The sequence below is a fragment of the Mesorhizobium sp. M2A.F.Ca.ET.067.02.1.1 genome (assembly GCF_004023285.1).
In the GTDB taxonomy this organism is placed as follows: domain Bacteria; phylum Pseudomonadota; class Alphaproteobacteria; order Rhizobiales; family Rhizobiaceae; genus Mesorhizobium.
On sequence record NZ_RZSB01000005.1, the window covers coordinates 41,403 to 50,968 of the forward strand.

General features: G+C 60.2%; 7 protein-coding genes and 2 pseudogenes. 1 reads left to right on the forward strand and 8 read right to left on the reverse strand.

Annotation, left to right across the window (positions count from 1 at the left end; all coding sequences use genetic code 11):
* Positions 1-171 precede the first annotated feature (171 nt).
* Together EOA28_RS01685 and EOA28_RS01690 are read right to left on the reverse strand one after the other, a co-directional pair.
* Positions 172-408 (reverse strand): hypothetical protein, encoded by a 237-nt coding sequence (locus EOA28_RS01685; RefSeq protein ID WP_127249884.1) that lies wholly within the window; start codon positions 406-408, stop codon positions 172-174.
* Between the two features lie 259 nt (positions 409-667).
* Positions 668-871, reverse strand: coding sequence for a hypothetical protein (locus tag EOA28_RS01690; protein WP_126079499.1), 204 nt, complete (start codon positions 869-871; stop codon positions 668-670).
* A gap of 268 nt (positions 872-1,139) precedes the next feature.
* On the opposite strand from EOA28_RS01690, the gene EOA28_RS01695 reads away from it, so the two are divergent.
* Positions 1,140-1,592 carry a YidB family protein gene (locus EOA28_RS01695; RefSeq protein ID WP_126079498.1) on the forward strand — a complete coding sequence of 151 codons (453 nt, stop codon included), beginning with the start codon at positions 1,140-1,142 and terminating at the stop codon, positions 1,590-1,592.
* A 269-nt stretch (positions 1,593-1,861) separates the two neighbouring features.
* Here the strand turns inward: EOA28_RS01695 and terL are convergent, their stop codons facing one another.
* The 6 genes and pseudogenes from terL to EOA28_RS01725 form a co-directional block, all read right to left on the reverse strand.
* Positions 1,862-2,527 (reverse strand): phage terminase large subunit, encoded by a 666-nt coding sequence (terL, locus tag EOA28_RS01700; RefSeq protein WP_189341887.1) that lies wholly within the window; start codon positions 2,525-2,527, stop codon positions 1,862-1,864.
* Between the two features lie 336 nt (positions 2,528-2,863).
* Positions 2,864-3,478: a hypothetical protein gene (locus EOA28_RS01705; protein ID WP_189341888.1), complete on the reverse strand. Its 615-nt coding sequence runs from the start codon at positions 3,476-3,478 to the stop codon at positions 2,864-2,866.
* 806 nt (positions 3,479-4,284) lie between these two features.
* Positions 4,285-6,584, reverse strand: a pseudogene (locus EOA28_RS01710) (mannose-1-phosphate guanylyltransferase/mannose-6-phosphate isomerase).
* A 58-nt stretch (positions 6,585-6,642) separates the two neighbouring features.
* A pseudogene (locus EOA28_RS39905) lies at positions 6,643-6,903 on the reverse strand (phosphomannomutase/phosphoglucomutase); the annotation flags it as partial.
* Between the two features lie 317 nt (positions 6,904-7,220).
* The gene (locus EOA28_RS01720) at positions 7,221-8,645 is read right to left on the reverse strand and encodes an HlyD family type I secretion periplasmic adaptor subunit (RefSeq protein ID WP_126079495.1); all 1,425 of its coding nucleotides are present in this window, start codon (positions 8,643-8,645) and stop codon (positions 7,221-7,223) included.
* Positions 8,632-9,566, reverse strand: a 935-nt coding sequence (locus tag EOA28_RS01725) for an ATP-binding cassette domain-containing protein (protein ID WP_128314470.1), incomplete at its 5' end; no start/stop codon positions are given. The genes EOA28_RS01725 and EOA28_RS01720, both read right to left, overlap by 14 nt.

The window sequence follows — 9,566 nt, forward strand, 5'->3', positions numbered from 1 at the left end:
GCCTTAGAGCTATCTACGCAGCTGCCGTTTCCGACCTCTGGCCGTCTCCGCTAAGAACGGCCGGCGCCTTCGTAGGGTGAATTGCCTGAAAGCAGGCGCCGGGCCGAGATCCTGGGGAGTTAACCGGTGGCGGTTCTGTAAAAGAAACCCCGCTTTCGCGGGGTTCTTTCGTCAGTGGACTGCCTTCTTTTTGGCGGCCGCCTTGCGCTGCCCTGACTTACCCTTTGAGGCAGAGTCTTTCGAGTGGGCTGACATCGCCGGTGCGGCACCGGCTTTCTTGGCAGCGGACGCTTTAACAGCGGCTTTCTTCGGAGCTGCATTCTTCGGCGCAGCGGCCTTTCTTGCACGCCCCTTTTTCGGCTCTTCCTTCGATGAGAAGATGCCGGTGATGCTTTCAATGATGGACATTGGCTGGCCTCCGTTGAATTCGACAAACAATGCCGAGCGCCCAGAAATTGTTCCATGGGGCGGTACTGACGTCGCCTCATTGGCCAGGCGGTTCGGGCCGGGCCAGCCCTGCCTTCATTGGGAACTGCTCAAGATCATCTATTGCAGCGAATGCCGCGCCGCTGGCCGCGATGATCGGAACTTGCAGTTCACAAAAATGCTCTGACGCCGGAGCGGCGGAAGGGCTGGACGCCTTACCCAAATAGGCGACTTTCCGCTCTTACAGAAGCGGGCGGCTTGGCTTCCTCGGTTCCGGCAGGCTGTTACAGGGATTTGCGGCCAACGCGGCTAAGCGCCAGTCCTTTTGGCACATCTCCCTTGCCAGTGACTCATTGCGATCATCATCAGCGGTCGCTCGACCTTTCTTCGCGGCAAGCAGATAGTCAGCTCTGTTCGTGCGGTAGTCTTCTTTTTTTGCAGTCATCGTTTCCTCCCGGATTCCGCAGGCATTGCCCTCCTTCTGGCCTGACGGCGGAACACACTAGCTGCCGATATATCGCGGGAGTCCACCAATTGAGGATTGTGTAGAACGATATATCCGGGGCAGCGGCTCAATCATAGGCAATTGGCTGCGTAGCCAATGAAGCTGATATGCCGCCGATCTTGCTCCAACACGCTGCCGGCTACTTTTCGTCCGCTACGGAACCTTTCCGCCCACAACTGCTTCCCTGTGATTGCTGGGAGGATGATCAATGGCAAATCTGGGCAGATTGGCTGTGGCCATATTAGGCGTGCTCGCCTACCAAAATCGCGACAAAATCGGCGAATTGCTGCGCGGGAGTCGCGATCCGAACAATCCGCAGGGCGGCATACTGGACCAACTATCCAAAGGCGTTTCCGGTACAGCGCTTGGCGATATCGTCGAGCGATTCAGGAATGCGGGAGCCGGGTCTAAGGTGGATTCCTGGGTCAGCCCCGGCCCGAACCAACCCATCGAGCCGAAAGAGGTCGAGACGGCGATCGACGATGAAACGCTGACTTCGCTTTCAATGCAGACGGGCTTGTCCCGGGATGAACTGATCGCCAGGATAACGCGTGATTTGCCTGAGGCGATCAACAAGTTGACTCCGAATGGCGAAATGCCCGCTGCAGGCTCGGAGGACATTACTCTTCTTGATCGGGTGCCGCCACGTACCGGGGCCTAGTCGGCCATTAGTCGAGGTGTGTCGTCCGAACTGCCTCCGCCACAGCGCACAGCCGCCCGCCAGGCGCCAAGCAGTGCTCACCAGAAGGGCGATGGCCATGTACTAGGGGTCGCCCGGTATTCAAACCAGAACAACGTGTCAAGAAGGAAATCGACAGCGCCGTAGCAGCCTGAGGGCGATTAGGCTGGAACACGAGGCGCATCTCGTAGTTCGGTGTCGGGCGGCCGATCCAACGTCCCTCAGATCGGCTCTCCATTCCTAGTGCCATGTCAGGCCCACCACTGTGCTCCGGTGGTGGGCTTTTCATTACAAAAAGGGCCACTTTTGTCTGCATTCGACGGGCGACGCCATAAGCTGACCATCCGCTTTCGGCCCCTTTGCAGACATCGATCGCTCGACGGGCCGGCTAGCACTTCCCGATGTAGAACCCACCCGTCGGCTTGTCGTTTCATCCAGATCAAGGCCTGGGACATGGAGTCGACCTGGTCGTCGTGCCTGCCGTTCGGAAAGGCAAGCACCTCAAGGATAAAGTCGTCCTTCCAGTGCGCGTCTTTCGGCAGGTAGACGCTGCCATTTTCAATCATCGCTGCTGCGCGGATCAAACGGGACTCTTTGTCGATCCGAGCTTTTACCGGGGTGGTGGCGATGGCTTGGCTATCCAGATCCGCGATCAGGCTCGAACCTGAGCCTGCATCTTCGATCAGGACGATGTCCGGGTTGTGCTCATCGATGGATTGGCGGACGACCTTGACGAGGTCGGGGTAAGACGCTCGAATACGGACGAGGTCAAGGAGGTAGTACTTGGTATCGTCTTTCGCCCAGGTCGAGCCGACCGAATAGTCGCAACTCGGTCGCCCTTCAGAGCGGTATCCCAGCTCTGCACGATCGTCATTGAACGACGATCGAACTGAGCCAGGTCGTAGTAGCGAAACCAAGCGCGTTTGACGAGGTTGCCATCCGCCGGGGCAGGGGACTGCTGGTATTGGGCGGAAAAGGTGAACGACCCGAGATCGCGCTTAAGCCTGTCAAGCTCAGGCATTCCGAGCCGAGCGGGATGGAGCAGGTCACCGATCTTGCGCTCCTGCCAGCGACTTGCGCTCATTGGAATTCGGGCGTCCTCGTCGGCAATTGCGGAGAGATTGAGGTGATCCCAGCCGCCCGCCTCCAAAAGGACACCCGCCAGATCGTCGACATGGAGACGCTGCATGACATGGATAACGGCGCCGGTGGCCGGGTTGTCGAAGCGCGACATCAAAGTCGTTCAGACCCATTCAGCGCACTTGTTGCGCGTCGTTTCGGAATGTGCATCCTCCGCCTTCAGGGGATCGTCGATGATGATGATGTCGCCGCCGCGGCCAGTCAGCTGACCGCCGTTGCGTCGAGGCGCGCAACTCGGCACAGCTCGCTTTCCAGCGTTGGAGATATTGGCTGGCTGGAACAGCTGTGCGCTCTGGCCAGCAGTTGAATGCGCCAAGCGCCTCGACACTGTCCGGAGCCTGATGGTACTGGGCAAGAATGGTCAGGGACTGGCTTGGGCGAACGGCGCTGCGGTTGTCGGAGAACCATGCTGCAGAATCGCGGGCGAGCCCCTGGCTGTCGGCGAGCCTGCTATAGCGTATGATGATATCCTCGCGATATCCGGCAATGGCGTCGCCGAAAGCGTTGTCGCCGGCAAAGGGCAGGTCCGTCTTCCAGCTTTTTGCAAAAAGTCCCAGACCACGCGGCGAGAAGGCCTCCACCATCGCCTCCTTGAGCCACTGGCAAGGAGGTGCCGGCTTGGCGTCCGCCTGCCAGTTGTTGGATGTCACATGGCTGAGTTCATGGCCGAACTGGTAGGCAAGCTTCGACCAGTCCCGCTCGCCGATGTCGACGATGATCCATGCCATGCTGTTCCCATCAGGATGCAGCCATATGGAGGGCGGACCGGCGGTATGCTCCTCGACGCGGAGCTTTGTCGGTTGACGATCGGAGACGAGGCGGACACCGTCAAGACATGCATGGCGCATGCGCTCAAGGATCTAATCGGCGGAACGAGGGATCATGCGGCCCCAGTCGCCGGCGAGTTCGATAGGGGCGGAGAGGAGGGTACCAATGGTCGGCGATGAAATTCGCTGCAGCATCGGAGCGTCATTCCTGTCTGACCCAACGCGCAGGCGAGCCAGTGCGCCGGTTCGGGCCAGACCAGCCATGCCTTCATGGGACTTGCTCAAGATCATCCTTTGCAGCGAATGTCAGACCGACCGGCTGTGACGATCGGAATCTTCAGCTTACAAACCGCGCTATGACGCCGGAGCAGCGCAAGCGTTGGATGACTTGTCCGTAAGCGGCCCGACAATCTTGCCGTTTGGGTGTGCGGGTATGACTGCCGGGCCTTGAGCCTGCCGTTGTGAGCCAGCCGGCTCCGTCAGCCATGTATCAGCATTTGCTAATGTTTACAACGCATGGCGTCGGGGTGACGCCGGAAAATGAGCGCCCGAAGGATCTCAGCAGGGGCGACCCGGCACGAAAAGCTTGAGCGCTGGAGGCAGAAGCCTACGCCTGCCAATCTGTCTAATACATACATGAGCCGCTGGTCGAAGGCTCGACTTCGACGAAGATAGGCGCCAAACGACCTTTTCAGCCCGAGCAGCGTGAAGCCCTTCGGCAGCCCAGCGAGCTTGCACTGCATTCCGCCTGACGAGGGACCGTCAAGTCAGGCGTAGACCTGCCTAAGAGAGGACTTACCGGTTTCCGAAACTGGCAGCGGGAAAGCCTCGACCTGTCCCCCGGTCTTGTCCAGGTACTGCATCAAAGCTGTGACCAGATGGTAGAAGATGCTCGCGGGGACCTCCGTCGCTACTGACCTTCCGCGCTCATCAATCCTGTCGATCCATAAGCCAAGTGGTGCGGGATCGATATGCCATCTGAAGAGCCGGGCAACGCGCGCTTCGATCTCGGGTTTCAAGTCAGGCCCGCCAATACCATCAAGCGCAACTGCCGCCTTGATCGCCTCGCACTGCGGCCAGCTTCGCGAAAGACGGTCGAGGGGCAGTCCGTGGCGCGAGACGGCTGCATAGGCCAGACCCGTGGCCCGGTTCAAACCGCTGGCAACCGCCGACGAATAGAGCTTTCTCGCAAACGCAACTAAGTCCTTCTGGCCGCTCGCCCGCGCGAAATCGACGAGGAGGGAGGCCCATTCGAAATGGTGGCCTGGTTCGGTCCACTGTCCCTCGTCTCCCGGCAACGGCAGCCAATCGACGTCGAAGCGTTCTCCAAGTGTCCAGCTCTCCTGGTCGAAGAAATGGCATCGAAAGAGATCGATGACGCGTGCCGCGCGACGCAGGTATGCGCGGTCGCCCGTGACGCCATGCCAGGCAAGGAAGGATTCCAGCATGTGCATGTGAGGGTTCGAGAGCCGCACCCCGCTCCAGACGGGGCTCTCGAGGAAGCCGTTCAGGCTGGCGTCCTCGAGATGCGTGTCGATGAAATGAAATGTCTCTTGTGCAAGCCGTAGGGCATCCTGGTGGCCGCATCGATGAGCATGGGCAAGCGCCAGCAGCACACAGGCTTGGTCGTAGGCATCCTCCGCCGGATCAGCCACGCCGCCGTCGCATTTTAGGGTGCGTACCCAGCCGCCACGGTCGGTACGACCGCATTTCGCGATGAAGTCGATCCCGTGGTTGAGAAGTTTGTCGGCGGGCCCAGGCCAACCGCGTTCCTTGGCCACCGCGAAAGCGTAGATCTGACGTGCCATTGTCCGCATGCGTTTGGGCTTGCGTAGCGGCCTCGCATCAAAACCGAGCGACTCATGAAATCCGCCATACACATCGTCGACCCCTGCAGTGGACCATACCGGCAGTGTTTCGTCGAAAAGCCAGTGCTCGACGCGCTTGCGCCATGACCCACTGACGATGACCCGGTCTTCCGACGCCGTGAACTTGGTTTCGAGTCGTCCGCTCTTCTCCAACTGCTCGACAACCTTCTTGACGTTCTGGCTGTGGCTGACGGGGGCAACAAATACCGCGTCCGGTGTTGCCACCACCGCCACATCCTTCATTCCGACGACGGTCAGCAGCCTGCCCTGGCTTCGAAGGTAGGACCTGCTGCAGTCCATCGCGACGACATCTCCCCTCACAACGTTGCCGTCGCTGTCGACAGGGCTGGCTTCGAGCAGCGATTGCCACGATCCAAGATCATTCCAGCGGAAGGAGGCCGTAACCATCGCGATGTCGTGGGCACGCTCCATGACGGCGTAGTCGATCGAACTCGACGGGACAGCTGAGTAGAAGCTCTGTGGTAGGTAGATGCCTGAAACGTCGGTCCGTGCGGTCTTATAGGCCCGTTCGGCGCTGTCCCAGATATCTGGCCGGAACTCAAGAAATGCCTGCCGCATCGTGTCCGCTCGAAACAGGAACAGGCCGGCGTTCCAATAGAACCTCCCCGAAGACGCATATTGGCGAGCTGTCTCGGCATCGGGCTTCTCGACAAAGCGCGCAACGGCGGCCACGCCGTCAGCATTTGCCGCAACCTCGATGTAGCCGTACCCGGTTTCCGGATGTGTCGGCTTGATGCCGAATTGACAAGGCGTCCTGACTCGGCCACAGGCCGGCCCATCTCGACGGTTTCCCAGAATTGCGCCTCGGTTGATATCTCATGATCGGAGGGGACCACGAGCACAAGCGCGTCGGAGCCATGCTCGAAGATCGTCTGCAGGGTTGCTATGGCGACTGCCGCGGCGGTGTTGCGGCCAACTGGCTCGAAAATCGGTCTGCCGCCGTCCTATCCGAGTGGACTGATGTCGGAGATGACGCGATCGGCATGCCGCTCGGACGCTATCAGGTAGATTGGGGTCTCACCTTCGGACCGGGCCTTGAGACGCCGAACGGTCTTCGCAAGCATGGATCCGTCGCCGGAAATGTCGTGGAATTGCTTGGGATTGTCTTCGCGCGAGAGCGGCCATAGCCGTGAACCAACGCCCCCGCTCATGACAAAACACACGATCCGGCCCGGCATGGTCCAGTTCCTCTCAGAATGTTTGGCTGTAGGCGCCGACTTCTGGATTGCGGCGCAGGGCCATGGCATGGAGCTCGGCAGCACGCCTTTTGATGCAGGAGTGCCCGGTCCTCCAGTAGTCGCTCATGGAATTATTTTGCGCGAGAGCCGGGTCCGTCATGAACAGCCCCGTCGGCGTCACGTCCATGACGAACGTAGATTTCGGATCCAGCGCGGAGATGTTCCGCGCCAGCATGACGCCAAACTTGTCTGCGAAAATCTCGCGGCCTCCATCGACGTCGCAATCGCGGTCGCCGTCGTCATCGAAGCCGAGCCCCATGCCGAGCGCCTGTACCACCATCAAATTGAACTCGGGCTCTTTCTCGGAGCCTGGATGCCCCAACCACCAACACGTGTCGCATTCCCGGAAGCCAGTGGCCTTGACGAGAGCGCTGGTTTCGAAGGCGAATATGTTCGACTTGGCTTGACCGACTAGGTTGAGCGTCACGTTTCCATCCGCAATTGCGCACGGAACGATCCTAGCACGCTGTGTAGCCTAAGCTCTCTTCATGAATTGGGGTAGTCCGAATGCCCCGGTCTGCCCCCATCCTATTGAAGCACCCCTGCGACGGCCGCAAGGATGTCTCGTGCGCTTTCTTAACGGTCTCGCAGCGCTTCGTGTTTGTATTTCGCCAGCGGCGAGAGAAAGTAGCCAATGATACTGCGCGCGCCAGTCTTGATCTCGATCGTCACCGCCATGCCCGGACTGAGCTTGACGAGCTTGTCGTCCACCTGCATGTACGCACGGTCAAGCGAAACGCGCGCGGCATATTCCAGTTCCTGACCCCTCGGCTCACTGTCGCTCTGCTCTGCGCCCGATGCGCGGTCGTTCGAACCGCTCTGCCTCTCGCGAGGTATGGCGTCCGGTGACACGCTGAGCACTTCTCCATGAAGAAGCCCGTAGCGGGTGAAGTTGAATGTGTCGACCTTGATTTCCGTCTTCTGTCCCGGGTGGACGAATCCGATATCTCGGTTGGAGAGCATGGCCTCGATTTCGAGATGGCTCTCGCTCGGAACCACCACGGCCAGCGGCTGAGCAGGCGTGACCACGCCTCCTATCGTGTGAACGGCGAGTTGTTGTACGACGCCGTCGACCGGCGCGGTCAATCGTTGGAACTTCGTGCGCTGCTCTGCCTTGGTCTCCTCCTGCTCGGCACTCTCAACCCTTTGGTCGGCTTTCGCGAGTGCGTCATAGGTCGCGCGCCGATACTCCGCGACGGTCTTTTCTCTCGTTTCCCTTAGCACCGCGATGGCTGCATCGGCTTCGCGCAGCCGGCTCTGCTGCAGGTTGAGATCCTGCTGAAGGCCGACCAACTCCTGATACTCGGAGAGATAGTCGACCTTCGAAGCAAGCGCGTTGTCGACGAGCTTTTTGCGAATATCGACTCGCTCCTGCAGCACCGGTGTCGTCGCCTGGAGCTTCGCGACGCTCGCCAAGGTCGTTGATCGTTCCGCTTCTCTCTGATTCTGCTGGCGCTCGATCTCCGCGAGCTTGGCGTTCTGTTCGGCGACCTGACTGATCAGAAACTGACGATGCATCTCGATGTCCACTGCGCTCGCGCCCTGCGGCGGCCGGAAGGCCGCAAGTGGATCCTCGGCGAGCGCGGCGCGCAGCCGGGCGACGTCGAGTTCGGCCGAAAGGAGATCACTTCTCTGGCGCTGCTGGTCGGCTTCCGTCATGGTCGGGTCGAGCTCGATCAGCACGTCACCGGCTTTCACGTTCTGTCCATCGCGTATATTGATGGCGCGGACAATGCCCGTCTCGAACGGCTGAATCAGCTTGGTGCGCCCGTCTGGCACGATCTTGCCCGTCGCCGTTGCGACGATATCGATGCTGCCTAACGACGCCCAAATCAGCGTGACGCAGAAGACTGCGACGATACTCGCCGCGATCGCGCGACCGATCGGCGACGGTGGCGTTTCGGTGATTTCGAGCGCTGCCGGCAGGAACGCTACTTCGTGCTCGTGGCGGCGAACTTGGGCTCTCGGAAATGGGACGATGTTTCGGCTAGCGGACTTCATGGATGCCAGCCTGCAGATAGTGGAGGTTTGCGTAACGCCCGTTCGAGCGGATCAGGTCATCATGGGTACCATCCTCGACGATACGGCCATGCTCTATCGTGATGATCCGGTTCGCGTGGCGCACGGTCGAGAGCCGATGAGCGATGACGAAGACGGTTCGGCCTGCAGAGATTCGTTTCATGTTCTGCTGAATGGCGCGCTCGCTTTCGTAGTCCAGGGCGCTGGTCGCCTCATCGAGGATAAGGATGCGCGGATCGGCAATGAGTGCCCGAGCGATTGCGACACGCTGGCGCTGCCCGCCGGAAAGACTGCTGCCGCGTTCGCCCACGATGGTGTCATATCCCTCCGGCAGCTCGAGGATGAAGTCGTGAGCGCCGGCCAGCGATGCCGCTGCAATGACGCGGTCCATCGGCATAGCCGGATCAGCGAGCGCGATGTTCTCGCGAATGGATCGGTTGAAGAGCACGTTCTCTTGCAAGACGACACCTATCTGGCGTCGAAGCCAGGTTAGGTCGACCATCGCCAGATCGACGCCATCGACCAGCACGCGTCCGCTCTCCGGCACATAGAGCCGCTGTATCAGCTTGGCGACGGTGCTCTTGCCTGACCCCGAGGAGCCCACGATGCCGATAACCTGACCGGGCTCGACGCTGAACGAGACATCGTGCAGCACCTCGGGGCCGTCGACCCGGTAGCGGAAAGTCGCATGCTCGAATGTCACCTGCCCGCGGATTGCCGGCAATGCGGCGCGGCCAGGATTGAAGCTTGGCTCGGGAATGGTGTTGAGGATATCGCCAAGGCGATCGATCGACAGGCGGGCCTGATGGAAATCCTGCCAGATCTGCGCGAGCCGCAGCACCGGCATGCTCACGCGCCCGGCCAGCATATTGAATGCGACGAGCTCGCCGACGGTCAGGTCGC